The sequence below is a fragment of the Sulfitobacter albidus genome (genome assembly GCF_018200035.1).
GTDB lineage: Bacteria > Pseudomonadota > Alphaproteobacteria > Rhodobacterales > Rhodobacteraceae > Sulfitobacter > Sulfitobacter albidus.
Window position 1 is genome coordinate 750723 of sequence record NZ_CP073581.1, and the last position, 26148, is coordinate 776870.

The following is a 26148-nucleotide window of genomic DNA, read 5'->3' on the forward strand; positions in this document are numbered from 1 at the left end:
CGGGATGTCGCCTGCCCGGTGGGCAGGCGACACCTTTTCGGGGTGCCCCAAGCGTGGCTGACCGCTCAGGCGGCCTGCGGGATCGCCGTATCGAGAGCGCGCAGAAGCGTGTCGGCGACGGTTTCACATTCCGCCACGCTCAGATGGACCGGCAGGCGCACATCGCAGGCGCGCATCAGCATCGCACGGGTCTGCGGCAACTCCGGCAGATCCGGGATGAACTGCCAATTCCAGAAGGCGCGCGCGTTGTCCGCGCTTTGGCCAAAGACCTGCACCTTCAATCCCTCGGCGCCAGCTGCATCGACAAAATCCTGCACCTGTGCGTCGCTCATCCCTCCAAGGTTGAACTGAATGGAATCGGGGGCGCGCACTTCGCCGGGCAGGGGAGAGGGAACAGTGACCTGCGGCGCGCGCTGCAACCGCTCGGCCACCAGATCGTGATTGCGCCGCCCGTCTGCCACCCGGCGTGCAAGCTCGGGCAATTGCGCGCGCACCAGCGCTGCCGACAGGTTGCCCAGGCGCAGGTTGTAAAGAGGCAGTTGATTTTGGTGGGCGGCAAAGGCGTCGGCAAGCACCGGATGCTTGCGCCAGTTGTGCTCATAGGCGCCCGACATGATGACGGCGCGGGCGGCCAGATCGGCATCGTCGGTGACCAGAATTCCCCCTTCGCCCGCGTTGATCATCTTGTAGCTTTGGAACGAGAAACAGCCCAGGCGCCCGATGGTCCCGATTTTGCGCCCGTGCCATGTGGTGCCAAGGCTGTGGGCGGCGTCCTCGATCACGGGGACGCCCGCCGCGTCACACTGCGCCATGATCGCGTCCATGTCCGAGGTATGGCCCCGCATGTGGCTGATGATCACCGCAGCGACCGGCGGCAGCTTTGCGGCAAAATCTTCCAGATCGATGCGATAATCCGCGCCCACTTCACACAGAACCGGGAGGCAATCGGCGTGCAGCACGGCCGACGGCACGGCCGCAAAGGTAAATCCGGGGATCATCACGCGCGCGTCGCGCGGCAGATCCAACGCCTTGAGGGAAAGAAACAGCGCGGCAGAGCAGGACGAGACGGCGAGCGCGTAGCGGCTGCCAAGCATCTGAGCAAATTCCGCCTCCAACAGCGTGACGGGCGCGTCCTGCGCCGCGTGGTAGCGGAACAGATCCCCCGTCGCCAGCAGACGGTCGACTTCGGCGCGCACGCGGTCGGGCAGGGCCTCGGCGGTATGCATATCGGGCAGGGGCATATTTCAATTTCCTGAAATTAGGTTTTCAGAAACATAAAACAAATGCGCGACGGGGCCAAGAGCGCTTGCGTGAAACTATTGTAACAGGCGGCTTACAGCCCGATACGGTCGCGCAGGCTGTACCAGCTCATCGCGAGGGCCAGCAGGGGGCTGCGCATGGCGGGGCCTCCTGGAAAGGGCGTGGCGGGCACGGCCGCCATCGTGTCAAAGCCGTCGCCGTCGCCTTCGATCGCGCGGGCCATCAACAGCCCCGCGTGGGTGGCTGTGCCGACACCGTGCCCCGAATAGCCCGACGCACTCAGCAGGTTCGGCGCCAGTCGCACCAAATAGGGCATCCGTTTCATCGTGATCCCCAGGGTGCCGCCCCAGGCATAGTCGATCCGCACGTCCCGCAACTGCGGAAAGATAACGGACATCGGCCCACGTACCTTCGCCGCAATATCGCGTGGAAACCGGTAGCCATAGCTTTCGCCACCCCCGAACAGCAGCCGCCCGTCGTGGCTGCGACGAAAGTAGTTCACGACAAACCGGCTGTCTGCCACGGCCACATCGCGCGGCAATACCTCTGCCATACGATCCCCCAAAGGTTCCGTTGCGGCGACGTAATTGTTGATCGGCATCACCCGTCCCGCGACCCGGCGATCCAACCCGCCAAGATAGCCGTTCCCGGCAAGGATCACGTGATCTGCCGTCACCCGACCAGCGTCCGTCCGCACAACGCCCGGCGTCCCCCTCACGACCTCATGCACCAGGCTGCGCTCGTGGATCCGCACGCCAGCGCCAACCGCAGCGCGGGCAAGCCCCAGCACAAAGCGCAACGGATGCAGATGCGCGGCCCCGTGATCCAGCACCCCCCACAGTAATCCGGGGAGGGGCAGATGGCGCGCAATGCCTCTGCGTCGAGGATCTCCTCCTGATCATAGCCATAGCGGGTGTGCAAATGCTCGGCGTAGGCATGCAGGTCGCGCACCTCCGACGGGCGCGAGCCTGCGTGCACGATCCCGGGGCGCAGAAAACAGTCAATGTCATGCTCCGCGATCAAACCCTTGACCAAGGCCTTCGCATCCTCCGCCAGTGCCCAGAGCTTTGCCGCCTCCGGCGCGCCCCTCAAGCGCTCCAGCGCGTCCTGCTCCATGCGCTGCCCGGATCCAAGCTGCCCGCCGTTGCGCCCCGAGGCGCCAAAGCCCACGCGCTGCGCGTCCAGCACCACCACATCGCGCCCGGCACGCGCCAGATGCAGCGCCGCCGACAGCCCGGTAAACCCCGCACCCACGATACAGACATCCGCCCGCTGCTCCCCGCGCAACGGCTCGAACGGCGCCAACATTTCAGCCGTCGCCGCATACCAGCTTTCGGGGTACTGCCCCCGTCTGTCATTGGCGAACAACAGGTTCATCCTGCACCCTTTTCCAAATACCTATTGCGCGACAGTCGCAGCCGGATCAGACGTTGAGCAGGAGATGCTCGCGCTCCCACGGGCTGATCACCTGCAGAAATTCGTCGTATTCGGCCGCTTTTACAATGCTGTAGACCCGTGCAAAATCCGCCCCCAGAACCGTGTGCAGCGCGTCCGCCTCGTCAAACAGGCGCAGCGCGTCGCCCATGGTGCGCGGGATATCCCCGTCGCCGTCATAGGCATCGCCTTTGAATTCCGGCTGCGGCTTGCGCGCCTCCTGCAGGCCCAGATAACCACAGGCGAGCGAGGCGGCGATGCCGAGATAGGGATTGCAATCCATGCCCGCCAGCCGGTTCTCCACCCGCCGCGCGGCGGGAGAGCTGAGCGGCACGCGAATCCCCGTCGTGCGGTTGTCGCGCCCCCAGGCAAGGTTGATCGGCGCCGCGTGGTCCTTCACGTAGCGGCGGTAGCTGTTCACATACGGCGCGATCACCGCCAGCGCGCTGGGCATATGGGTCTGCAACCCGGCGATGAAATGCATGAAGGCATCCGTTTCCGCGCCATCGGCGGTAGCAAAGATGTTCTGCCCGGTCTTGGCATCCAGCACCGAATGGTGGATGTGCATCGCCGATCCGGGCTCATCCGCGATCGGTTTGGCCATGAAGGTGGCGTAGCAATCGTGGCGCAACGCGGCTTCGCGGATCAGACGTTTGAAATAGAATACCTCATCGGCAAGCTTGACCGGATCGCCATGCAGCAGGTTGATTTCCAGCTGGCCCGCGCCGCCTTCCTGGGTGATGCCGTCGATCTCGAAGCCCTGCGCTTCGGCGAAATCGTAGATGTCGTCGATGACGGGTCCGAATTCATCCACCGCCGTCATTGAATAGGCCTGCCGCGCCGCCGCCGGACGGCCCGAGCGGCCCATCATCGGCTTGATCGTATGCGCGGGATCGAGGTTGCGCGCGACGATGAAGAACTCCATCTCGGGGGCGACCACCGGCTCCCACCCCGCATCGCGGTAGAGCTGTACGACGCGTTTGAGCACATTGCGCGGGCTGAACTCCACCGCCTTGCCGTCGCGATCATAGGCGTCGTGGATCACCTGCAGCGTCCAGTCCCCGGTCCAGGGCGCCGCCGTCGCGGTGCTCATGTCCGGGCGCAGGATCATGTCCTTTTCGATGAAGCCCTCGTCGCCCGCGGCCTCCCCCCAATTGCCTGTGATGGTTTGATAAAAGATGCTGTCGGGTAGATGAAACGTCTCTTGCCGCGCGAATTTGCTGGCGGGCACCGCCTTGCCCCGCGCAATGCCGGGCAGGTCGGGGATGACGCATTCGACCTCGTCCAGCCTGCGCCCCTCAAGGTAGGCGCGCGCCGCGTCGGGAAGGGTATCTGTCCAATCGGCCATCAGACCCTCGCTTTGTTCTTGAAGAAATCCGCCATGTGCTGCGCCATCTGCCCGTTATCGTTGGGCAGGGGGAGGGCGCGCTGTGCCGCGACAAGTTGTTCGTCGGGCACGACGCCTTTGCCCCGGTGGGCGATCAGCCCTTCGATGAAATCGGCGCCGAATTCAGGGTGCGGCTGCACGGTCCAGATGTGATCGCCGTAGGCAAGCATGGCGTTTTCGCAAAACTGCGATGATCCGACAACGCGGGCGCCGTCGGGCCGCTCCACCACCTGATCCTGATGCCAGGCGTTGAGCGCCACGGTCTCCCCATCCAGCGTGTATTCGGTGCGCCCCACGGACCAGCCGCCGGGAAATTTCACCACCTTGCCGCCCATCGCCTGCGCGATGATCTGGTGGCCGAAACAGACGCCGATCATGGGCTGCTCTGCCGCCGCGATGTCGCGGATCAGATCCTCCAGCGGCGGGATCCAGTCGTGATCCTCGTAGGCACCGTGTTTCGAGCCGGTGATGAGCCAGCCGTCGGCGTCCTGCGGCCCGGCGGGAAACTCACCGTCCACCACCGAAAACGTCTGAAACGCAAATCCGTGCCCGTCCAGCAGTGCCGTGAAACGGTCCGAATAATTGCCGTGCGCTTCCAGCATTTCCTCGGGGGAGTGGCCGGTTTGAAGGATGCCGATTTTCATACGCTACACCGTGTCCAGATAGATTTCGACGCGCTCGTCCGTGTCCAGGTCTTCCATGTAATGCAGCTCCTGGCGTTTGGTCATCACCATGTTGCGAATGAGCTCGGGCGCAAAGATGCGCGCGATCTGCGCGTCGGTCTCGAACGCGTCGATGGCGCTGGCCCAGTCGGTGGGCATCTGCGGCAGATCGGCGTCATAGGCGTTGCCGGTGATGGGGGCGGGTGGCTCTGCGCCGTCCTCGATCCCGCCGATGGCGGCCCCCAGCACGGCGGCGAGCATCAGATAGGGGTTCACGTCGCCGCCCGACACGCGATGCTCGATCCGGCGCGCGACCGGGCTGCCCGAGGGGATGCGGATCGCCGACGTGCGGTTCTCGTAGGCCCAGCTGACGCCGGTAGGCGCGTGGCTGCCGGGCACGATCCGGTCAAAGCTGTTGGCGTGCGGCGCGAACACCAGCGCCGATCCCGGCATTGCCGCAAGGCAGCCGGCGACGGCGTGGCGCAGCGTATCGGTGCCCTCGGGCCCGCCGTTGTCAAAGACGTTGCGTCCCTCTGCGTCCAGCACCGAGAAATGCGTGTGCAGCCCCGATCCGGGATAATCGGCATAGGGTTTGGCCATGAAACTGGCGGCAAAGCCGTGCTTGCGCGCGACGCCGCGCACCAGCATCTTGAACAGCCACGCATCGTCGGCGGCGCGCAGGGCGTCGTCGCAATGCATCATGTTGATCTCGAACTGGCCCAGCCCGGCTTCGGAAATGGCCGTGTCAGCGGGAATGTCCATTTCTTCGCAGGCATCGTAAAGATCGGTAAAGAACTGATCGAACTGATCGAGCGCGCGGATGCTGAGCGTATCGGCCCCCTTGCGCCGTTTGCCCGAACGCGGCGAGGGAGGCACCTGCAATTTGCGGCCCGAGTCGTCGATCAGGAAGAACTCAAGCTCCATCGCGCAGACGGGCGTGAGCCCGCGCGCCCGGAACCGTTGCAGCACCGCATCGAGCGCGTGGCGCGGATCACCGGCATAGGGGCGGCCATCGTCGTGAAACATCCAGATCGGCAACAGCGCCGAAGGCGCGTCGAGCCAGGGCATCGGCATGAACCCACGTTCCGTCGGGCGCAGCACGCCGTCGCGGTCGCCCTGCTCGAACACCAGCGGGCTGTCGTCGATATCCTCCCCCCAGATGTCGAGGTTGAGAACGGAGAACGGGAAACGGGTGCCCTCGATCGCCACCTTGTCGGCGAACCGGGTGGGGATGCGTTTGCCCCGTGCCACACCGTTCAGATCAGCCGCCGCGACCCTGATGGTGCGGACGGACGGGTTTTTGCGAAGCCAGTTATGCATGGGATCCTGCGGAAGCGCGATATTTGATCAAATTTGATCCCTTCCGATTTACTACCTGATGAGTTGGGGGCGCAAGCGCAATTTTGGGCGCACATCCTGCGGCAGATGCCGGTTGAGGCGGCGATTGACCGCGCCAAAGATCACGATCACCACAAGCGTCAGCAGGATGAAATAGCCCGCAAGAATCGGGTAGGGCACAAAGGGGTTGAACGTCTTGTCCGCAAAATAGCTGGCGTAATACAGCGCATCACCGCGCTGCTGCCACGCCGGAAAGCTGGAGACAAAGACAAGCGTGGTGGAGTGGAACAAAAAGATCGCCTCATTCGTGTAGGCGGGCCAGCCCAGACGCAGCATCGTGGGCCAGACAATCCGCCGAAAGCGCGCCCAGCCCGACAGGCCGTAGGCATCGGCGGCCTCGGTATCGCCCTTGGGGATGGATTGCAGCGCGCCATAGAAAATCTCGGCCGAATAGGCGGAGGTGTTGAAAAACAGCACGATCAGCGCGCCCAGCCACGCGGCGGTGAAGGCATCGAAGATCGGGAAATATGATTTGAGGCTGAGAAAAACAAAATAGCCAAAGAAGAACTGGATAAACAGCGGCGAGCCCCGGAAGATAAAGATGAACCACTCCGCCGGTTTGCGGAAGCGCCGGCGCGGGCTGGCCTTGCCCATCGCAAGGAGCGTGGCAAAGCAGAACCCGAAGGCGAGGGCGACCACGCCGAAATAGATGTTCCAGATCATGCCGGAACCGATCAGCGTGAATTGCTGGCACAGCGTGAAATCCTCACGCGGCAGCAACCGCTCGCCGATGCCGATGGCGCGCAGGCCGTAGTCCTGAATGGTGGCAAGACAGCTCACGCCAGCTTCCTTTGCGCTTCTCCGCCTGCGGTTGCCTGGCCCAACGTCAGGCGTTTCATCAGCCGGTCGATCACGATTTCCGAGACACGGGTAAAGCACAGATAGAACACCAGGAGTGCCAGAAAGTACCACATGCGCCAGTCGGGGTGCGGATACTCGGTGAAGCGCGGCGTTTTGGAGCCGCCAAGCTCGCGCGCCCAATAGACGATGTCCTCGACGCCCAGGAGGAATAACAGCGGCGTCGCCTTGATCAGGACCATCCACAGATTACCCAGACCCGGCAGTGCATAGACCCACATCTGCGGGACAAGAATGCGCCAGAAGGTCTGGCGGGTGGACATGCCGTAAGCCTGAGCCGTTTCGATCTGCGCGCGGGGCACGGCGCGCATGGCGCCAAACAGCACGTTGGCCGCAAACGCCCCGAACACGATGGCGAAGGTCAGAACGGCAAGGGCAAAGCCATAGCTTTCGTGCACCCATTGCGGGGAGGTGCCCAGCGGCATCTTGGCGGCCTGACACACGAGGAAATCATTGCCCTGACGGATCGGCTGATCCCAATCGGGGCATAGCACCTTGTGGCGCAGGTATTCGATGCCCTGATCCAGCGCGATCACGAAAAACAGGAAAAACGCGATGTCCGGCACGCCGCGCACGATGGCGATGTAGGTCTTGCCGATCCAGCGCAGCGGGGCAATCCGCGAGCGCGCGGCAGACGCCCCGCCAAAGCCAAAAGCCAGCGCGGTGGGCGCAGTGATGGCGAGCAGCAACAGCACCGTGAGCACCGACCAATAGAGGTTCATATGCTTGCCCGTCGTCAGGTAGCAGCTGAGCCAGGTCAGGCCCTCAAGCGTGTCGGGATCGGTGCAATACTGAAAAATGGGGCCGCTCGTCGCGATGGGGGGACTATAGGTATTTTTGAAAGGGTGCAGGGGGGACGGGCGTGCCCAGCCCCCCTGCGGCGTGCCTTATTCGTAGGTTTTGGCGTCTTCGCCGAACCATTTGATGATGGCGGCGTTCAGTGTGCCGTCTTCCTTCATGGAGGTGATGGCGGCGTCGAATTTCTCCTTCAGCTCGGTGTCGGATTCGCGCAGGCCCATGCCCACGCCGCCGCCGAGTGGCACATCGTCGCCCACGAACATCAGCTCCCCACCGGATTCCTCGACCGAGGGGGCCAGCGCGTCCTTGTCGGCGAAGACCGCGTCGGCCTCGCCGTTGCGCACGGCAGCCACGGTTTCGTCGTAGGTGGCGAATTCAAGCAGGGTGGCGCCGCTTTCGGCGACGTAGCCCGATTGGATCGTGCTGGTTTGCGCCGCGATCACGCCACCCGTCAGATCCGCGTCAGCCGAGGCCGCAACGTAGGCGGAAGCGGCCGGCGGGATGTAGTTCTGGGTGAAGTCGATGACCTCGTCGCGCTCATCGGTGATGCTCATGCCCGCGATGATCGTGTCGTAGTTGCCCGAGGTGAGGTTGGGGATGATGCTGTCCCAATCGTTGGTGACCCATTCGCAGGTCAGCTCGGCGCGCGCGCACAGCTCGTCGCCGACTTCGCGCTCGAACCCGTCGACTTCGCCGGCGTCGTTGAGGAAGTTGTAGGGGGGGTAGGCGCCCTCGGTGCCCATGCGGATGGTCTTGGCGTGGCCGTCGGCGAGGGCCGCGCCCGCGACCAGTGTCAGCGCCGTGGTGGCGAGAATGATGGATTTCATGATTGGTAACTCCCGTTTTCGGTTGGTTATGCGGCGTGGGTTGCAGAGAGAAACCCGCGCAGTCGCTCTGATTTGGGCGCGCCGAACAGCGTGTCGGGCGGCCCTTGTTCTTCGATCAGGCCCTGATGCAGGAACACGACCGTGTCCGATACATCTGCGGCCAGTTTCATATCGTGGGTGACGATCAGCATGGTGCGCCCCTCGGCGGCAAGATCCTTGATCACGCGGATCACTTCCTGCTCAAGCTCGGGATCGAGGGCCGACGTCGGCTCATCGAACAGAAGCGCCTCGGGCTCCATGCACAGCGCGCGCGCGATGGCGGCGCGCTGTTGCTGGCCGCCCGACAGCTGCGCGGGGTAGACATCGCATTTGTCGCCGATGCCGACCTTGTCGAGATAGGCGCGCGCGGCGGCTTCGACCTCTGCGCGGTCGCGGCCCAGAACGGTCACGGGCGCCTCCATCACGTTTTGCAGGATCGTCATGTGCGACCAAAGATTGAACTGTTGGAACACCATGCTGAGGTTCGTGCGGATGCGCAGCACCTGACCCGCGTCCGACGGGCGGCGCGCGTGGCCCTCACCGCGCCAGCTGACCGGCTCCCCCTTGAAATGAACCGCGCCCTGCTGGCTGTCCTCCAGAAGGTTGCAGCAGCGCAGCAGCGTGGACTTGCCAGAGCCCGACGACCCGATGAGCGAGATGACATGGCCCTTCGGCGCCGCGATGGACACGCCTTTGAGCACCTCCAGCGCGCCGTAGGCTTTGTGCAGGTCACGGATTTCGATTACCGGGTCTTGGATACTCAAAGGGGGGCCCATCTTCGCTTGCAGCCGGTATATGACGGCAGAATCACCGCGTATGCAAACGGATCGTGATACCCCGGGGCGAGAATGACCCTGCGTCAGCCGCCTTCGGCGCGTTTTCGGGCGGTTGCGCTGTCGACATCGGTGACGCCCAGCAGATTGGCGACAAGGCGCAACAGCGCGTCCTCCTCTTTCGCCCGGCGACCGTCGGCGAGGGCCACGTGCCACAGCGCCTCGACCACCGCGCGGCGGTCGTCGTAGGGCACGGCGTCCTTGATCGCGCGGGTAAAGCGCACGGTATCGGGGGCCTCGGCCTCAAATGTTTCGGCGTCCGAGAGCAGGGCGTCGCGGCCCCCATCGTCAAGCGCGTAGCGCAGCGCGATGATCTCGCGGATACGGTCACGCTCCGCGGCGCTGTAATCATTATCGGAGCGCGCGACGCGCACCAGAAGGGCGGTGAGTGCCAGACGCGCGTCGGTGTCGGGCAGCGGGGCGGGGGCCGGGTCAGTCAGCCGTTTCATAAGATCTGCAAACATGGAAAGCTACCTAGGCGCTTGGCGCGCGATTACAAAGAGGTCAGCGCGTTTTTCCGCGCGGCGGCGATGTCCTCACCGGTCAGGCCCAGCGCGATTTCGATGTCGATCAGCTGCGCTTCTTCCAGGTCGTCGCGCTTTCCGTCGGCCAAAGCCACGGCCCACATCGCGTCCCCCAGCGCCTTGCGGTGGGCATAGTCGATCTCTTCGCGCAGGATCTGGGTGAATTCCGGTGTGCCGGGAGCGTGGCGTTCAAGCGCTTCGCAATCGGCGCGCAGCTTGGCTGCGTCCAGCGGTTTGAGATCAAAAGTGCGGGCAAGGATGCGGTCGATCTGCGCGACCTCGGCAGCCACGTATTCACGGTTGGCCAGCGCCACACGCACCAGCAACGCCCCGAGGGCAAGCTGCGCATTGGGCTGGGGCAGGGGGCGTGGATCGGGCGCGCGGCGCGGAAAAAGGCGTTCAAGCATGGCGTAGGATTAACTCAGGTCCAGCGGCTTGCCAAATGTAATCGTGTCGAGCGCGATGCCCTGAGGATCGGTATTTGTGAGGACGATTCCCGCGATGTCGTCGACACCACCCGCGCGCAGAAACCCGATCGCCTCCTCGCCCACGGGGGCGACGGACAGATCCGCGATCACGGCACCGCTGCGCGCCAGAAAGAGAATTCGCGCTGCACCGGCCTCACCGCCGCGGATATCGAGGGTGAGCGCGTATTGATCGTCGTCGAACAGGATGGCGATGGCCCCTTCGCCCTGTGCGCGCCGCTTGGGGTAGCCTTCGGCGCCGTAGCCGTTGAGCACACGGATGCCGCGAAAGGCCACGACCGACAGGTTCTGCCCCGCCGCGCCGGGGATCAGCGTCAGCGGACCAAAGGCGGCGCCGGTGACCGCATCGTGATCGCCGCGCCGCTCGATCCGCTGGCCGACGAAGCGTTCGGCAAACTGCGCCCCGTCAAGCCGCAGCACATCGTTGACCAGAAAGCCGGGGCCGTAGCCGCCCGGCGTGCCGTCAAAGGTGATCTCGCGCGGCAGATCCAGCGTGTCGGGCGCCACAACGCAGACCGGATCGGTGCAGGCCCAGGCAAGCGCCGGGCAGAGTGACAGGATGAGGGCCAAGCTGCGCATGACCGCAGCCTAGCACAAATTTCAGCTGTCGTAGCCCTCAATAATGATGAGCGATCCGTCGGCCACGGTCAGGCGGATGTCCTTGGCGGCCTGGTAGGCCGGGCTTTCGTAGCAGGCGACAGCTTCGGCGTAGCTGGGGAACTCGATGACGACGGTGCGCGGATTGGCCTGCCCCTCGCGCACCTGCTGTGTGCCGCCACGCACCAGGAACCGGGCACCGTAGTCGGCAAAGGGTTTGGCATTGGCGGCGCGGTATTTGTCGTAAACCTCCGCGTCGCGCACATCCATGTTGCCGATCCAATATCCTTTGCGTGCCATATCGTCCTCCCGTTGGTGCGGTGTGGGCCTAACGCAACCGGGTGAACAGCTGCGTCAGCCTGCGGGCCTCGTGATCGAGACCGTAGGGCGGGTTTAGCACAATCATGCCGGAGCCGACCATCCCATGCCCTGGACGCGCCGGGGCAAAGCGGACCTCGTGGTGCAGTGCCTCCGGGTGCGCAGCGGTCACGGCGCGCACCATCGGCACCTGCGCGCCGCTCGTCAGTACCGGATACCAAAGGGCGATCACCCCGACATTCCACGCGCGGTGCAGCTTGGCGACATGGCGCGGGATCTCGGAGTAGTCGGATTTCACCTCATAGCTGGGATCGATCAGCATCACGCCCCGGCGCGGGGTGGGAGGGCATTGCGCATAGGCCATCTCGAACCCGTCCTGGCGGTGGCATCTTGCCGGGTACGGCGACATGGCGAAATCAAGCGCGGCGTGCTCGGCCGGGTGCAATTCGGCGACATGGATCTGGTCGGTCTCGCGCAGCAGATGTGCCGCGATGAGCGGCGAGCCGGGGTAGGCGGTCTGCCCGTGCGCGGATCGCACAGCCGCGAGCGCGCGGGCGAAAGGATGCGCCGCATCGAACCAATCGACCACCCGCGCGATCCCGGCGGCGGCCTCCCCCGTCTTGAGCGCGGCGGCGTCCTCCAGATCATAAAGCGCGCGGCCACCGTGGGTCTCAAGATAACTCAGCGGCTTGGGCTTCTTAATCAGGTAATCCAGCATCCACGCAAGCAGCGCGTGTTTATGCACATCCGCCAGATTACCCGCGTGATAGACATGTTGGTAACTCAGCATTGGGAAACCTCTTGCAGGGCGTGTGTGTCAGGCGACATATCAATTTTGCGAAGGTGCTGTGGATCGAATTGTGGATAAATTATGGCAAAAAGCCTCAAGTTGCTCGATTTAAACAAATAATTTATGTCAAATTTATGTTGACCTATCATGCACTTTAAAGTAGTATAATCTGCAGTAGAGTGCACGCCAAAAGGGTATCCATCTACTTGGTGACTATCATACCGAAGTAGATATCACCGGTTCTCATCCGACTGGTGGCGACCCCGTAACCTACATTCATCTGCCCCGGAGCCTGTTTGCCTGCATTGCTCCAACACTTTCAGAGACGCCGCCACGGCGTCTCTTTTTTTGTCAGACCAGCCGTGACATTTCCTTGGCCGCGCGCACGAAATCCTTGAACAGCGGGTGGGGGTCGAAGGGTTTGGATTTCAGCTCCGGGTGGAACTGCACCCCGATAAACCACGGGTGATCCGACCATTCGACGATCTCCGGCAGCTTGCCGTCCGGCGACATGCCCGAAAAGCACAGGCCCGCTTCCTCCAGCTTGTCGCGATAGGCGATATCGACTTCGTAGCGGTGGCGGTGACGTTCGTCGATGGCCGTGCCGCCATAGACTTCGGCCACTTTCGAGCCTTCGGTAAGGGTCGCGTCATAGGCGCCCAGACGCATGGTGCCGCCCTTGTCGTCAGTGGCGGACCGTTCGACCTTGTGGTTGCCCTGTATCCATTCCTTGAGGTGGTAGACCACCGGCTCGAACCGCTTTTTGCCCGCCTCGTGGTCGAATTCCTCTGACCCTGCACCGGTCACGCCGGCCACGTTGCGCGCCGCCTCGATCACGGCCATCTGCATGCCCAGACAAATGCCCAGATAGGGCACCTTCCGCTCGCGCGCGAATTGCGCGGCCTTGATCTTTCCTTCGGTGCCGCGCTCGCCAAAGCCGCCGGGCACGAGGATCGCGTGATAGCCCTCCAGATAGGGAGCGACATCGTCGGATTTGTCGAATACTTCGGCGTCCACCCATTCGACGTTGACCTTCACGCGGTTGGCCATGCCGCCGTGGGTCAGCGCCTCCTTGATGGATTTATAAGCGTCCTCAAGCTGCGTGTATTTGCCGACAATGGCGACGGAAACCTCGCCCTCGGGATTGTTCACCCGGTCGGACACATCGCGCCACACGGCCAGATCGGGCTTGGGCGCGGGCGAGATCTGAAACGCGTCCAGCACCGCCTGATCGAGCCCCTGTTCGTGGTAGGCCAGCGGCGCATCGTAGATCGTGGGCAGATCGTAGGCGGCGACAACCGCCTCCTTGCGCACGTTGCAGAACAGCGCGATCTTCTCGCGCTCTTTTTCCGGAATAGGATGCTCGGACCGGCAGACAAGAATATCGGGCGCGATCCCGATGCTCTGCAATTCCTTGACGGAGTGCTGGGTGGGTTTGGTCTTCAACTCACCGGAAGCGGCGAGATAGGGCAGCAGCGTCAGGTGCATGAAAATGCACTGGCCGCGTGGCTTGTCGTGGGAGAACTGGCGGATGGCTTCGAAAAACGGCAGCCCTTCGATATCGCCCACGGTGCCGCCGATCTCGCAGAGCATGAAATCGACCTCGTCGTCGCCCACGGCGAGGAAATCCTTGATCTCGTTGGTGACGTGGGGGACGACCTGAATGGTCTTGCCCAGATAATCGCCGCGCCGCTCCTTTTCGAGAACGGTCGAATAAATCCGACCCGACGAGACGGAATCGGTCTTGCGGGCCGGCACGCCGGTGAAACGCTCGTAATGACCCAGATCCAGATCGGTCTCGGCGCCATCGTCGGTGACGAAGACCTCGCCGTGCTCGAACGGGCTCATCGTGCCGGGGTCGACGTTGAGATAGGGGTCAAGCTTGCGCAGGCGCACGCTGAACCCGCGGGCCTGCAACAGCGCGCCAAGGGCAGCAGAGGCAAGCCCCTTGCCCAGCGATGAAACCACCCCACCGGTAATGAAGATATAGCGTGCCATGAAGCGGTCCCCCGTGCGCGTTATGCGTCTGCTCTGGTGTGTCAGGGCCTGCGCGGCAGCCCAAAGCGGCGCGAAAAAACGCAACCTCACGGGACTTAAACCTAACAGGATTCGGAGCGCCAAGGCAAGCGGAGGACCGCAACATCCTGTTGCGCGCGACCCGAATGCCTCAACAATTTGGGTTTATTCGTTAGTCCAGCGTCGGAACCAGCGGCGCGTTGTCACCCTGCGCGGGTGGCAGCAGGCTGTCGGCATCGGGCAGGCTGCCCGCATCGTCGTCTTGCTGGTTCAGCGCGGGCGGCGCCGCCGTCAGACGGTCGATCACCGACACACCTGCGGACGAACGTGCCGAGACGATCGTCAGCGTGATCGAGGTGATGACGAAAGCGATGCCCAAAAGCCATGTGACCTTGCTCATCGGAGTGGCCGGTGGGCGCCCGGAGGTCGCCCCGCCACCGCCGCCACCGATGCCCAGACCGCCCCCTTCGGAGCGTTGCAGCAGCACCACGGCGATCAGGGCCAGCGCAAGGATGAGGTGGATGATCAGGACGACATTTTCCATGGGGTACGCTGCTCGTGGGTTAGGGCTGGTGTCTGGCTATTGGGGGTATCTAGGCAAGTTTGCGCGGCGGGGCAAGGGACGGATCACGCTGGACAGAACCTTGCGCAGGGTGCAGATTTCACCGCATGCCCCATGATGATCCTCACCACCCGCATTCGCTGCTGCCCTCTGACCCCGCGCTGCGGGTCAAGGCGCTGGAAACCGTGCTGACGCGCAAGGGTCTCATCGATCCGGCCGCGCTCGACGCGATCATCGACACCTACGAGACCAAAATCGGCCCGCGCAACGGCGCGCATGTCGTGGCCAAGGCGTGGACGGATCCCGCGTTCCTCCAGGCGCTGCGCGACGACGCCACGCAGGCGGTCGCCGATCTGGGATACTACGGCCGTCAGGGAGAGCATCTGGTGGTGGTTGAGAACACGCCCAAGCGGCACAACATGGTCGTGTGCACGCTGTGCAGCTGCTACCCGTGGCCGCTGCTGGGCATTCCGCCGGGGTGGTACAAATCCGACGCCTACCGCGCCCGCGCCGTGCGCGAGCCGCGTGCGGTGCTGGCGGATTTTGGCGTGACGCTGCCTGAGCAGACAGCGGTGCGCGTGTGGGATTCGACGGCGGAGGTCCGTTATCTCGTGCTGCCGATGCGGCCCGAGGGGACCGATGGCATGGATGCGGAGGCGCTGGCGGCGCTTGTGAGTCGTGACAGCATGATCGGCACGGGTCTGGTGGAGGCGTTGAGATGAGCCGGTACATTCAATTCACGGAGGCCGAACGCGGCTTTTGCAAAGCCGCTGCCTCGGCCGCGTCGCCCTCAGGAGGGCGACGGAGATGAGCCGGGTGCACGACATGGGCGGCCGCTTTGGCGACGGGCCGGTGGTGCCGGAGCCGGAGGGTGAGGTTTTTCACGCCGAGTGGCACAAGCGCGCGCTGGCGGTGACACTGGCGAGCGGATCGCTGGGCCAGTGGAACATCGATATCTCGCGCCACGCGCGCGAGAGCCTTGCGCCGATGGATTACACTGCGTTTACCTACTACGAAAAATGGATGGCGGGGCTGGCGGAGTTGCTGGTGGCGCGCGGGGTGCTGACCGAAGCCGATCTGGCAGGCGGGACCGACGCAGACCCGCATCCGCTGGCCGACCGAAAGCTGACGGCGGAGGCCGTGCCGGAAGTTTTGGCGCGCGGCGGTCCTGCGGATCGCGACAGCGACACAGCACCCGTGTTCAAACCGGGCGACCGGGTGGTGACGCGCCGCCTGGCGCAGAACACGCTGGTGGCGGGTGGGCACACGCGGCTGCCGCGCTACGCTGCCGGGGCGCGGGGCGAGATCCTGCGCTACCACGGCACGCATGTGCTGCCAGACAGCAATGCCCATGATCTGGGCGAGGCGCCGGAGCCGCTTTACGCGGTGGTTTTCCCCGCGTCCGAGCTTTGGGCGCAGCCGGAGCATCCGAACGACGAGGTCGTGCTGGATCTGTGGCAAAGCTATCTGGCGCCGGCATGAGCCAGCCGCCGGAGCCTGCGTTCGAGGCGCCGTGGCACGCGCAGCTGTTTGCGCTGACGGTGCATCTGAACGAGGCGGGGCATTTTGGCTGGGGCGACTGGGCGGAGGCCTTTGGCGCGACGTTGAAGCGGCACGGCCTCGCACGGGAGCTTGACGGGGGTGACGATTATTTCAATGCCTGGCTCGAGACGCTTGAGACGTTCCTGATCGCGCGCGACATGGCCGAGGCGGGCGCATTGGGCGAGATGCGCGCGGCGTGGGAGCGCGCGTATCTGGCGACACCGCATGGCGCACCGGTGGTGCTGGACGACTGACGCCGCTCGTGCCGTGGGCACATCGCCCCGCCCGCCGTCCCGCATCTACATATCGACGTCGTCCACATCCGCTTGCCCCGACAGCGCGCGCCGCACGATTGACCAGCTGAGCCCGATTGCCAGCACAAAGCTGAGCACGACAAGCCCAAGCCACAGATTGAAGCTTGGATTGTCGAAGTTGATCAGCCCGAAATCCGCCGCCACCCAGATACAGGCGCCGGTGACCGCCGCGACAAGCAGCATGCCGAGCGCGCCGATACTGCGCAGGGTCGCGCGCAGGTAGATGATGTAGCCAATCAGCAGCAGCAGCCCGATGAGCACGGCTATCGGCACGTTCATCGCGCCGTAGTCTCGCACCCACTGCACGTAGTTATATTGGGTCGGGTTGAAGGTCGCGGCCAGCAGGCAAAAGGCGCAGACCCAGCGCAGGATAAATCCCATCGTGAAAGCTCCGGTTGGTTTGGCGCGCGACTATCCCGGCGCGGGCGGCAAAAGTCCACGGGGAATACGCAGTTTGCGGTTTCGCGTGGGCGCAGGGATGGCTATACGGGCGCGGGCCGCGCACGCAGGGCGGCAACGGATCAAACCGGATCAAGGAGAGAGCAATGGCAAATGTTGTCGTCGTAGGCGCCCAGTGGGGTGACGAGGGGAAGGGCAAGATCGTCGATTGGCTCTCCGAGCGGGCCGACGTGATCGCGCGCTTTCAGGGCGGGCACAACGCGGGCCACACGCTGGTGATCGACGGCGAGGTGTTCAAGCTGAGCCTGCTGCCCTCTGGCATCGTTCGCGGCGGCAAGCTATCGGTGATCGGCAACGGCGTGGTGCTGGACCCCTGGCATCTGGAAAAGGAAATCGCGCAGCTGCGTGGTCAGGGCGTGACCATCACCCCCGAAACGCTGATGATCGCGGAAAACACCCCGTTGATCCTGCCGATCCACGGGGAGCTGGACCGCGCACGAGAAGAACAGACCAGCGTGGCCAAGATCGGCACCACCGGGCGCGGCATTGGCCCCGCCTATGAGGACAAGGTCGGGCGCCGCTCTGTCCGGGTGGCGGATCTGGCCGATGACGCCACGCTAGAGCTGCGGGTGGACCGCGCGCTGGTGCATCACGACGCGCTGCGCCGCGGGCTGGGCCTTGATCCCGTGGACCGCGACCGCCTGCTGGCCGATCTGCGCGCGATCGCGCCCAGCGTGCTGGAATACGCGGCCCCGGTGTGGAAAGTGCTCAACGAAAAGCGCCGCGCGGGCAAGCGGATCCTGTTCGAGGGCGCGCAGGGGGCGTTGCTGGATATCGATTTCGGTACCTATCCGTTTGTGACTTCGTCCAACGTGATCTCGGGTCAGGCGGCGACGGGCACGGGGATCGGCCCCGGCTCGATCGATTTTGTGCTGGGCATCGTCAAGGCCTACACGACCCGTGTGGGCGAGGGACCGTTCCCGGCGGAGCTGCACGATGCGGATGGCCAGCGTCTGGGCGAGCGGGGCCATGAATTCGGCACGGTCACCGGGCGCAAGCGCCGCTGTGGCTGGTTCGACGCGGTGCTGGTGCGCCAGACCTGTGCCACCTCCGGCGTGAACGGAATTTCATTTACCAAGCTTGACGTGCTCGACGGGTTCGACACGCTCAAGATTTGCGTGGCCTATGAGCTGGACGGCAAGCGGCTGGATTATCTGCCCACCGCCGCCGATCAACAGGCGCGCTGCACCCCGATCTACGAGGAAATGCCGGGCTGGTCGCAATCGACCGAAGGCGCGCGCAGCTGGGCCGATCTGCCCGCCGAGGCGATCAAATACGTGCGCCGGGTCGAAGAGCTGATCGAATGTCCCGTGGCGCTGTTGTCCACCTCGCCCGAGCGTGAGGATACGATCCTCGTGACCGATCCGTTTGCCGACTGAAGCGGCGGCGTGTCGCGGTTGAATTCGGCATGCGCGGGGTCATCTGTGGCTCAGGCAAAGGAGAACTCCCATGGCTATGAGCTATAAGGCGCGCCGCCGCTGGTCCCTGTTTGTGCTGCTGATCGGCTTGCCGGTCTATATCGTGCTGATGATCTACGTGATCTCGCTGTTCGACCGGCCCCCGTTCTGGATCGAGCTGCTGGTTTACGTGGGATCGGGCGTGATCTGGGCGTTCCCCCTCAAGGCAGTATTCAAAGGGGTGGGGCAGGCCGATCCCGACGGCCCCGAAGACCCGCTGCAATGAAGGCGGCAGTGCCCATCCTGCGCAGTCTGGATGAGGCGCAGACGCGGGCGTTCTACATCGATTTTCTGGGTTTCGAGATCCTGTTCGAGCATCGTTTTGATGGCGACGCACCGCTGTACTTGGGGCTGCGCCAGGGGGCGTGCGAGCTGCACCTGTCAGAGCATTTTGGCGATGCCGTGCCCGGTGCCGGTCTGCGGATCGAAGTCGCCGACGTGGCGGCCTACTGCACGGAATTGAATGCCAAGTCCTATACGTTTGCGCGCCCGGGCGTGCAGGTTCAGGAGTGGGGCTGGGACGAGATGATGATCAAGGATCCATCCGGCAACCGTCTGGTGTTTTGCACGCCCAACGACAGGGGCTAGAGCAAAAGCCTGCTTGAGATACGCAAAAGGCGGCCCGCACCGGAGCCGCCTTCTATCGCGCGTTGGGGAGGTGCTCAGCCTGCGGCGCGGGCGTCCGGTTTGAAACCGATGGCCTCTGTCGCGTGGAAACGACCGCCCGAGAGCTTCTCGATCTTACCGTCGCGCAGCAGCTTGCCAAAGTGGCGCAGGCGATCCTCGCGGGACGAGCTTTCGGCTTCGGCCTGGCGCACGAGTGTCATCAGCTGCGGACGCGAGAACTGCTCATTTCCCTCGACGTAGGCGATGTATGCGGCGGCGGCTTCGAGCAGATCCGGCAGCGCTTCGGCACCGGCATCACGGGCAAAGTTCACAAAACCCTCGGCCTGCGGCGCGTCGCTTGTGGTGTTGTCCACAACTGCGGCCACGCGGCGGGGGCGTACCGGCGCCGACGGCGTCGCCCTGTCCACATCGATGCGCTGCTCCGCCACGAGTTTGAGCGGGGCCGGGCGCTGTTCTGGCGGACGCTGGGTGCGCTGGGCCGACGCCACGGGCCGACGGGGGCGCACAACGCTCGCCAGATCGTCGCGGTAGGCGTCATCCCTGGTCTCGTCGCTGTCCCCGGCGCCGACGGCCTCGTCGGCCTTTTTCGCGGCGACCGCAGCGCGCAGATGGGCAAAGGCATCGCGGCGCGTAGCACTTTCGGGCTCATGCATCTGGCTGTCGGCTTCGTCCATCAGACGGTCGATGTCGTCGTCATCCCCGTCCGTGTCCTGCGCGGCGATGTCGGCAGCCGCGTCGTTCTCGTCGACGGTTTCGTGCTCGGCAGTGTCGTCCTCATCCTCGTCCGCGTCGAAAGTATCGCCTTCGTCGGATGTGTCCGCGTCCGCGCGTGGCGCCTCGTCCACTTCCGTGTCGTCCGCGGTAGCCTCTTGATCGTCTGCGACCGGGGCCGATCGACCCTGCATGTCGGCCTCAAGCTCGGCCAGTTCGCGCGCAAGCTCGGCCTCCTCGTCATCGCTCAGCGAAGAGCGGCGCGCGGGGGCCACCTCGGCAGTGTCGTCTTCGTCCTCGTATTCCTCCAGCTGGCCCGCGCTGATGGCCGCTTCGAGGGTGGCCCGCTTGACCTTGAGAACGCGGGTACGGCGGGCGGGTTTCTCCGGCTCCGGCGGGAGGGCCGCGAGCGTATCCTCTCGGTCGAAGAGATTGCCGTCCTCGGCGTCGTCGGTATCGGTGGCCTCATCTGCCTGCCGCGCGTCTTCCGCGGCGTCTGCGTGCAGTGTGGCCTCGGCCTCCTCCTCCGCGTCGTCCTCATCCTCGTCAAAGGTTGAAAACTCCGAATCGTCGGTGCCATCGTCGATCAGGATGTTTTCCTCGTCGTCTTCCTCATCGGACAGACGGCTGAGCAGGGCGTCGATATCTTCTTCGGCCTCCTCCTCCTGCTGCGCGTCGGCCTCGGCATCCTGCGCAAGATGGGCGGGCACGGCGGCGTCATCTTCGTCCAGCGCGTCCTCGATATCGCGCAGCGTATCGGCGACAACGTCGGTTGGTGCCGCGTCCGCCTCGCCAAAGTCGGCGTCAAAAGCCGGATCATCGGGTTGAGACAACAGGGCAGCGCCGTCGGCGTGTTCGTCCTCCAGATGATCGGTCGTTGCCTCCGGCTGCTGGGAGACGACGGCGCGGATGCGCTTGAGTTTTTCGGCGATGCTGTCGGGGCGGGGGCCGGGGCGGCTTCCTCCTCCTCGAACTCGGGAATGTCGCGCGACCCGCTGTGCGGTGCGTCGGAGGTGTCATCGGCAAAGAATGCCTCGACCTGCGCGTCGGGCAGGCTTGGCACAATGTCGGGAACATCCGCGGGGGCGTCTTGTGCGACCTCCGCTTCGTCCTGCGCGGGTGAGGTTTCGGCATCGTCGAGCTGGGCCAGATCGGTCTCGCCCACATGAGCGTCGGCTTCGAGCGGCGCGGCGGGGACCTCGGCGGTCTGCGCAATCTGCGGTACAGGAACGGGCGCCGCGTCAGTCCCACCGTCCGGTGTGGTTTCGGTCGCCGCATCCTCGACTGCATTTGCGGCATCCGTATCAGGTGCCGCTGGCAGCGGCGTCTGCGTTGGCGCATCGGCACGCACATCCGGCTCTGTCGTGGCGTCAACCGGTGCGGCGGCAGCGGCGGAGAGCACGATACGGCCCTCATCCTCGCGGGCCTCGACCCGGCGCGCGGTTTCGCGCTGGGCGATATGTGCCAGCATCTGGGCGTCGGGCTGTGGCGGTTCGGCCCCGAAATAGCGGTCGTCGGCGGCCAGATCGCGGAAATACTCCGCAATCGCCTTCATCGTGCCGAAGGAATCATCGAATCCCTCAAGCGTGCACGAAAATGTGCCATAGGAAACGGTAAGAATTTTGTTGTTATTGATCATCGGATGCTCGTCCTCTGCGTCTGTCGCCGAGATGTTTACCACGATGGGCAAGACCATAGCGGCTCGAAACAATGCCACGCGCGGTGTCTTTTTGTGTCCATATTGTGTCTTGCGGCCAAAACCGGCAAACCTGCGACATGTCGAAACTCATCATTGACGTTCCAGAACCAATAACCCTCGTCGGTGGGGGACAGGGTAGCGCGGCAGACCTTGCCGAGACGTTAACCATGGCGCCGCATCTGGTGGCGGTCGACGGCGGGCTTTCCCTCGCGCTTGAGGTCGGGACGGATCCGCTGGCGGTGATCGGCGATATGGACAGCGTGGCGCCGGGCGCGCTGGCCCGCATCCCCCCGGAGCGGCAGCACCGGGTCAGTGAACAACAAACCACCGATTTCGACAAGGCCCTGCGCGCGGTGCGCGCGCCCGTGGTCGTCGGCGTTGGTTTTGGCGGCGGGCGGGTCGATCACCAACTGGCCGCGTTTCATACGCTGCTGGTGCACGCGGAGCGCCCCACGATCCTGCTGGCGGAAGACGAGATCGTCGTGCTGGCCCCGCCACGGGTCACACTTGACTGCCGGGCGGGGGAGACAGTCTCGCTCTTTCCCATGGTTGCGGTGACCGGCACCAGCCGGGGGCTGGAGTGGCCGATCGACGGGCTTGATTTCCACCCCGCGCAGTTCATCGGCACGTCAAACCGCGCCACCGGCCCGGTCGAGATCGAAATGCACGCGCCGGGAATGTTGCTGATCGTGGCACGGCGCCATCTCAGGCCGTTGGTGGCACAGTTTTCGCAAGGCGGCGCGCGGTGGCCTGCTCGCGCAGGATGACGTAAACGCCGGCCCCCATGGTGATGGCGATGCCAAGGGCGGCCAGCGCGTTCGGAAACTCCGTAAACATGAAGTAGCCGATCACCGTGGCAAAAGGGATTTCAAGATATTGCATCGGCGCCAGCGTGGCAGAGGGGGCAAAGCGCAGCGACCATGTCATCATCAGATGCGCCAGCGTCCCGAGCGCGCCGAGCGCGGCAAAAAGCATCCACGTCTGCGTGTCTGAGGGCATCGACAGCGTCAAGGGTGTGAAACCCGCCGAGGAGCCGATTACGATCAGCGGCAGCAGAATACCCGTCGCCATCACCCCCGACAGCGCTTGCAGTGCGATGGGGTCCACGTCCTTGGCGATCTGGCGCGTGGTGAGCATGAACAGCGCAAAGACAACCGCCACGCCCATCGGCAGCAGCGCGATGGCGCCGACATCTACGAAATTGGGCTGCACGACGAGCAAGGTGCCGCCGAACCCGACGGCGCAGGCGATCATCCGGCGCGCGCCAACTTCCTCTCCCAGCACCAGATGCCCGAGCAGCAGCATGATGAAGGGCATCACAAAAGCGATGGCAATGGCGTCCGCCAGCGGCAGGAATTGCAGCGAGGTGAACATGCCGCCGATCCCGAGGATATGCAGCACCGTGCGGCGCCACGCGAGGCGCAGCACGCGACCAGACAGCCACAGACGTTTTCCGGTGATCCAGACGATCGGCAGCAAGATCCCCGCCTGCACCACGAACCGGATGAGCACCAGCTGCCCCAGTGAGACCGTGTCCCCCAACACCTTTGCCATGCCGTCACCCAAGGGGCGAGCACACAAAAGCCCAGCATCAGGGCGATGCCGAGCGGGGGGCGATCGTTTGTCATGCCGCCACCCTAGGCCGGAGCCGGGGTGACGGCAATCGGTGTCAGAGCAGTTTCAGCAGTGCCTTAGCAGCCGCCTCGGAGGACGCGGGGTTCTGACCCGTCACCAGCTTGCCATCGGTGACGGCAAAGCTGGCCCAGTCATCGCCCTTCTCGTAAGTGCCGCCGTTCTCCTTGAGCATGTCCTCGACAAGGAACGGGACCACATCCGTGAGGCCGACGCCCTCTTCCTCACCATTGGTAAAGCCGGTGACGCGGCGGCCCTTGACCAATGGCGCGCCGTCGGGGCCTTTGGGGTGCTTGAACACGGCGGGCGCGTGGCAGACTGCGCCGATGGGTTTGTCGTGGGCCGCGAAGGTCTCGATCAGCTTGATGCTGTCGGCATCCTCGGCCAGATCCCACAGCGGTCCGTGACCGCCGGGGTAGAACACGGCGTCGAACTCGCCTGCGTCCATGTCCGCCAGCTTGCGGGTCGTGGCCAATGCGCTTTGGGCGCTTGCGTCTTCCTTGAAACGGCGGGTGGCGTCTGTCTGCGCGTCGTCGCTATCGCTTTTGGGGTCAAGCGGCGGCTTGCCGCCCTTGGGAGAGGCCAGCGTGATCTGCGCGCCCGCGTCCTTGAGCGTGTAGTAGGGGGCGGCGAATTCTTCGAGCCAGAAGCCCGTCTTTTCGCCCGTATCGCCCAGATCCTCGTGTGAGGTGAGTACCATCAGAATGTTCATGTCGTGCCTCGCGATGTTTGAATGTGTCAATCACTCAATGCGAGGCTGCGGCGTTCGTTCCGCCTGACGGGGCGTCAGCAGTTGGGCACGTTCACGGCCAGCCCGCCCAGCGAGGTTTCCTTGTACTTTTCGCTCATATCCGCTCCGGTCTGGCGCATCGTCTCGATACAGGCATCGAGCGGTACCAGATGGGTGCCGTCGCCGCGCAGCGCGAGTGACGCCGCCGATACCGCCTTGATCGCGCCCAGCCCGTTGCGTTCGATGCAGGGCACCTGCACCAGCCCCTTGACCGGATCGCAGGTCATGCCGAGGTGATGCTCAAGGGCGATCTCGGCGGCGTTCTCGACCTGCTCTGGCGTGCCGCCCATAACGGCGCACAGCCCGGCGGCGGACATGGCGGCAGCCGATCCAACCTCCGCCTGGCAGCCCGCTTCGGCGCCCGAGATCGAGGCGTTGAACTTCACCAGCCCACCGATTGCGGCAGCGGTCAGCAGGAAATCCTCGACGTGGCTTTCCGACGCGCCGGGCACGTGATCGAGGTAATAGCGGAGTGTGGCGGGCATCACGCCGGCCGCGCCGTTCGTGGGCGCGGTGACCACCTGGCCGCCCGCCGCATTTTCCTCGTTGACGGCCATGGCATAGACGCTCATCCAGTCGTTGATCGTGTGCGGCGCCTGCTGGTTCAGCCCACGCTCGGCAATCAGCGCGTCGTGGATCCCCTTGGCGCGGCGTTTGACCGACAGACCGCCGGGCAGGATGCCGTCGGTCTCAAGGCCCCGCTGGATGCAGTCGTTCATCACCTGCCACAGGCGTTTGCTGCCGCGGGCAAGGTTCTCGGCCCCGCCGCGCGCCTCTTCGTTGGCGCGTTTCATGCCCGCGATATCCTTGCCCGAGCTGCGCGCCATCTCAAGCATCTCGGCGGCGGTCTTGAAGGGGTAGGGCACCGGATCGCCCTCGTCGGTGTCCTTGCCGGCGGCCAATTCGGCCTCGGTCATCACAAAACCGCCGCCGATGGAGTAATAGGTCTCGCGCAGGGTCACGTCGCCCTGCGCGTCGGTGGCCATCAGCATCATGCCGTTGGCGTGGCCGCGCAGGGGCGTGTCATAGTCAAAGATCAGATCGGCCTTTGGGTCGAACCTGAGCGAAGCACCGTCGAGCGCGATCGTACGGGTCGCCGCGATCTGCGCGAGGGTCTCTTCGGCCTTGTCGGCATCATAGTCCTCCGGGTGAAGCCCGCGAGGCCAAGGATCGTGGCACGGTCGGTGGCGTGACCCACACCGGTAAAGGCAAGGCTGCCGTGCAGCGAGGCGCGCAGCCCCGCAAACTGGAACGGCGAGGCGCGCATCAGATCAAGAAACCGCGCGGCGGCCACCATCGGCCCCATGGTGTGCGAGGAGGAGGGGCCGATTCCGACCTTGAACATCTCGAAAACGGACAAAAACATCAGATCGCACTCCCTTCGGGTGGATTGGGGTAGTCGGGTGCGGTGAAAGGGGTGTCGTTCATCCCTTCGGCACGGATCAGCGCGGCGCAGGCAGGCAAGGCCTCGATCCGCGCGCACATCGCGGTGAGATGCGCGAACGCGCGCAGATCAAACCAGCTGCGATCGGTATCGCCGGGATAGATCGCGCACCAGCGCAGGCACGCCGCCACGTAGAAATCCAGCGCGCCGGTGCCGTGCCCAAACCATGCGGCGTCTGCGGCGATATCCTCAAGGGCGGCGAACGCCGTCAGGATCGGCGCACGCAGGCCTGCGCGCAGGCGCGCCTGATCGGCGGGGGCCGGACCGATGTATTTGTCCGGATAAAATGTCATGCGCAGCGCCGGGTGCAGGGTGTTGGACACGTAGAACAGCCATTTGAGGTACGCGCCGCGCTGCGGATCGCCGGGCACGGGCGCCAGCCCCGGATGCCGCTCTGACAGCCACAAAAGGATCGCCCCGGTTTCAAACAGCGCACCCTCGGGCGTCTCGAGCGCGGGGATCAGCCCGTGCGGGTTGAGCGCACGGAAGGCCGCGCTGCGCTGGGCGCCCCGCGCACGGTCGACCAACTGCGTGGTATAGGATGCGCCCACGTGCTCCAGCGCAAGCCGCACGATAAGCGACGCATTGTCGGGGGCGTAGTGCAGCACGTAGGACATGGAGGCGTTGATAGGGCCTGAAAGGTCAGGCCGCCACGGCAAAACCGACGCTTTTCTACGGGATCGCG

Annotated in this window: 26 protein-coding genes and 3 pseudogenes; 7 read left to right on the forward strand and 22 right to left on the reverse strand. The window is 64.5% G+C overall.

Going from position 1 to position 26148, the window contains the following annotated elements; genetic code table 11:
- Positions 1–65 precede the first annotated feature (65 nt).
- From KDD17_RS03610 to secG, 16 genes and pseudogenes are all read right to left on the reverse strand, one after another.
- The gene (locus KDD17_RS03610) at positions 66–1241 is read right to left on the reverse strand and encodes a DegT/DnrJ/EryC1/StrS family aminotransferase (protein ID WP_212705321.1); all 1176 of its coding nucleotides are present in this window, start codon (positions 1239–1241) and stop codon (positions 66–68) included.
- A gap of 92 nt (positions 1242–1333) precedes the next feature.
- Positions 1334–2637 (reverse strand): annotated as a pseudogene (locus KDD17_RS03615) (NAD(P)/FAD-dependent oxidoreductase).
- 46 nt (positions 2638–2683) lie between these two features.
- Positions 2684–4042 (reverse strand): glutamine synthetase family protein, encoded by a 1359-nt coding sequence (locus KDD17_RS03620; RefSeq protein WP_212705322.1) that lies wholly within the window; start codon positions 4040–4042, stop codon positions 2684–2686.
- Complete coding sequence (locus KDD17_RS03625; RefSeq protein ID WP_212705323.1) at positions 4042–4725, reverse strand: type 1 glutamine amidotransferase; 684 nt, start codon at positions 4723–4725, stop codon at positions 4042–4044. The genes KDD17_RS03620 and KDD17_RS03625 overlap by 1 nt, the downstream gene beginning before the upstream one ends.
- A 3-nt stretch (positions 4726–4728) precedes the next feature.
- Entirely contained in the window at positions 4729–6063 is a 1335-nt protein-coding gene (locus tag KDD17_RS03630; RefSeq protein WP_212705324.1) for a glutamine synthetase family protein, read from the reverse strand.
- Between the two features lie 51 nt (positions 6064–6114).
- Entirely contained in the window at positions 6115–6921 is an 807-nt protein-coding gene (locus KDD17_RS03635; RefSeq protein ID WP_212705325.1) for an ABC transporter permease, read from the reverse strand.
- On the reverse strand, positions 6918–7799 hold the full coding sequence (locus KDD17_RS03640) for an ABC transporter permease (RefSeq protein WP_212706140.1): 882 nt from the start codon (positions 7797–7799) through the stop codon (positions 6918–6920). Before KDD17_RS03640 ends, KDD17_RS03635 begins: the two co-directional genes overlap by 4 nt.
- Before the next feature lie 87 nt (positions 7800–7886).
- The gene (locus KDD17_RS03645; RefSeq protein ID WP_212705326.1) at positions 7887–8624 is read right to left on the reverse strand and encodes a transporter substrate-binding domain-containing protein; all 738 of its coding nucleotides are present in this window, start codon (positions 8622–8624) and stop codon (positions 7887–7889) included.
- Between the two features lie 26 nt (positions 8625–8650).
- Positions 8651–9427, reverse strand: coding sequence for an ABC transporter ATP-binding protein (locus tag KDD17_RS03650; protein ID WP_254796882.1), 777 nt, complete (start codon positions 9425–9427; stop codon positions 8651–8653).
- 95 nt (positions 9428–9522) lie between these two features.
- A complete protein-coding gene (locus tag KDD17_RS03655; protein ID WP_212705328.1) occupies positions 9523–9960 on the reverse strand; it encodes a tellurite resistance TerB family protein in 438 nt (145 codons plus the stop codon).
- 29 nt (positions 9961–9989) lie between these two features.
- Positions 9990–10427 carry a tellurite resistance TerB family protein gene (locus KDD17_RS03660; protein WP_212705329.1) on the reverse strand — a complete coding sequence of 146 codons (438 nt, stop codon included), beginning with the start codon at positions 10425–10427 and terminating at the stop codon, positions 9990–9992.
- A 9-nt stretch (positions 10428–10436) separates the two neighbouring features.
- Positions 10437–11084 carry a hypothetical protein gene (locus KDD17_RS03665; protein ID WP_212705330.1) on the reverse strand — a complete coding sequence of 216 codons (648 nt, stop codon included), beginning with the start codon at positions 11082–11084 and terminating at the stop codon, positions 10437–10439.
- Positions 11085–11105: 21 nt separating this feature from the next.
- The gene (locus KDD17_RS03670) at positions 11106–11402 is read right to left on the reverse strand and encodes a DUF1330 domain-containing protein (protein WP_212705331.1); all 297 of its coding nucleotides are present in this window, start codon (positions 11400–11402) and stop codon (positions 11106–11108) included.
- A 28-nt stretch (positions 11403–11430) separates the two neighbouring features.
- Positions 11431–12210 carry a 23S rRNA (adenine(2030)-N(6))-methyltransferase RlmJ gene (gene rlmJ, locus KDD17_RS03675; RefSeq protein WP_212705332.1) on the reverse strand — a complete coding sequence of 260 codons (780 nt, stop codon included), beginning with the start codon at positions 12208–12210 and terminating at the stop codon, positions 11431–11433.
- A 351-nt stretch (positions 12211–12561) separates the two neighbouring features.
- The gene (gene pyrG / locus KDD17_RS03680) at positions 12562–14208 is read right to left on the reverse strand and encodes a CTP synthase (protein WP_212705333.1); all 1647 of its coding nucleotides are present in this window, start codon (positions 14206–14208) and stop codon (positions 12562–12564) included.
- 190 nt (positions 14209–14398) lie between these two features.
- Positions 14399–14770 carry a preprotein translocase subunit SecG gene (gene secG, locus KDD17_RS03685; protein ID WP_212705334.1) on the reverse strand — a complete coding sequence of 124 codons (372 nt, stop codon included), beginning with the start codon at positions 14768–14770 and terminating at the stop codon, positions 14399–14401.
- A gap of 125 nt (positions 14771–14895) precedes the next feature.
- Between secG and nthA the strand changes: the two genes are divergently transcribed.
- The 3 genes from nthA (at position 14896) to KDD17_RS03700 (ending at position 16584) form a co-directional block, all read left to right on the forward strand.
- On the forward strand, positions 14896–15510 hold the full coding sequence (nthA, locus tag KDD17_RS03690) for a nitrile hydratase subunit alpha (RefSeq protein WP_212705335.1): 615 nt from the start codon (positions 14896–14898) through the stop codon (positions 15508–15510).
- Positions 15511–15595: 85 nt separating this feature from the next.
- Positions 15596–16270 (forward strand): nitrile hydratase subunit beta, encoded by a 675-nt coding sequence (nthB, locus tag KDD17_RS03695; protein WP_212705336.1) that lies wholly within the window; start codon positions 15596–15598, stop codon positions 16268–16270.
- On the forward strand, positions 16267–16584 hold the full coding sequence (locus KDD17_RS03700; RefSeq protein WP_212705337.1) for a nitrile hydratase accessory protein: 318 nt from the start codon (positions 16267–16269) through the stop codon (positions 16582–16584). The genes nthB and KDD17_RS03700 overlap by 4 nt, the downstream gene beginning before the upstream one ends.
- 45 nt (positions 16585–16629) lie before the next feature.
- On the opposite strand, the gene KDD17_RS03705 is transcribed toward KDD17_RS03700, so the two are convergent.
- The gene (locus tag KDD17_RS03705; RefSeq protein WP_212705338.1) at positions 16630–17025 is read right to left on the reverse strand and encodes a DUF6524 family protein; all 396 of its coding nucleotides are present in this window, start codon (positions 17023–17025) and stop codon (positions 16630–16632) included.
- 164 nt (positions 17026–17189) lie between these two features.
- On the opposite strand from KDD17_RS03705, the gene KDD17_RS03710 reads away from it, so the two are divergent.
- The 3 genes from KDD17_RS03710 to KDD17_RS03720 all read left to right on the forward strand — a co-directional run bounded on the left by KDD17_RS03710 (position 17190) and on the right by KDD17_RS03720 (position 19148).
- Positions 17190–18482, forward strand: a complete 1293-nt coding sequence (locus tag KDD17_RS03710; RefSeq protein WP_212705339.1) for an adenylosuccinate synthase — start codon at positions 17190–17192, stop codon at positions 18480–18482.
- A gap of 70 nt (positions 18483–18552) precedes the next feature.
- A complete protein-coding gene (locus KDD17_RS03715; protein WP_212705340.1) occupies positions 18553–18786 on the forward strand; it encodes a DUF2842 domain-containing protein in 234 nt (77 codons plus the stop codon).
- On the forward strand, positions 18783–19148 hold the full coding sequence (locus tag KDD17_RS03720; protein WP_212705341.1) for a glyoxalase superfamily protein: 366 nt from the start codon (positions 18783–18785) through the stop codon (positions 19146–19148). Before KDD17_RS03715 ends, KDD17_RS03720 begins: the two co-directional genes overlap by 4 nt.
- A gap of 74 nt (positions 19149–19222) precedes the next feature.
- On the opposite strand, the gene KDD17_RS03725 is transcribed toward KDD17_RS03720, so the two are convergent.
- On the reverse strand, positions 19223–20731 hold the full coding sequence (locus KDD17_RS03725; protein ID WP_212705342.1) for a hypothetical protein: 1509 nt from the start codon (positions 20729–20731) through the stop codon (positions 19223–19225).
- 943 nt (positions 20732–21674) lie between these two features.
- Here KDD17_RS03725 and KDD17_RS03735 point away from each other — a divergent pair.
- Entirely contained in the window at positions 21675–22364 is a 690-nt protein-coding gene (locus tag KDD17_RS03735) for a thiamine diphosphokinase (protein WP_212705343.1), read from the forward strand.
- Here KDD17_RS03735 and KDD17_RS03740 read toward each other — a convergent pair.
- The 4 genes and pseudogenes from KDD17_RS03740 to KDD17_RS03755 all read right to left on the reverse strand — a co-directional run bounded on the left by KDD17_RS03740 (position 22303) and on the right by KDD17_RS03755 (position 26080).
- Positions 22303–23225: pseudogene (locus KDD17_RS03740) on the reverse strand (DMT family transporter). The gene KDD17_RS03735 and the pseudogene KDD17_RS03740 sit on opposite strands and share 62 nt — an antisense overlap.
- Before the next feature lie 41 nt (positions 23226–23266).
- The gene (locus KDD17_RS03745) at positions 23267–23941 is read right to left on the reverse strand and encodes a type 1 glutamine amidotransferase domain-containing protein (RefSeq protein ID WP_212705345.1); all 675 of its coding nucleotides are present in this window, start codon (positions 23939–23941) and stop codon (positions 23267–23269) included.
- Between the two features lie 74 nt (positions 23942–24015).
- Positions 24016–25385 (reverse strand): annotated as a pseudogene (locus KDD17_RS03750) (L-serine ammonia-lyase).
- On the reverse strand, positions 25385–26080 hold the full coding sequence (locus KDD17_RS03755) for a glutathione S-transferase family protein (RefSeq protein WP_212705346.1): 696 nt from the start codon (positions 26078–26080) through the stop codon (positions 25385–25387). The pseudogene KDD17_RS03750 and the gene KDD17_RS03755 overlap by 1 nt, the downstream one beginning before the upstream one ends.
- Positions 26081–26148 lie beyond the last annotated feature (68 nt).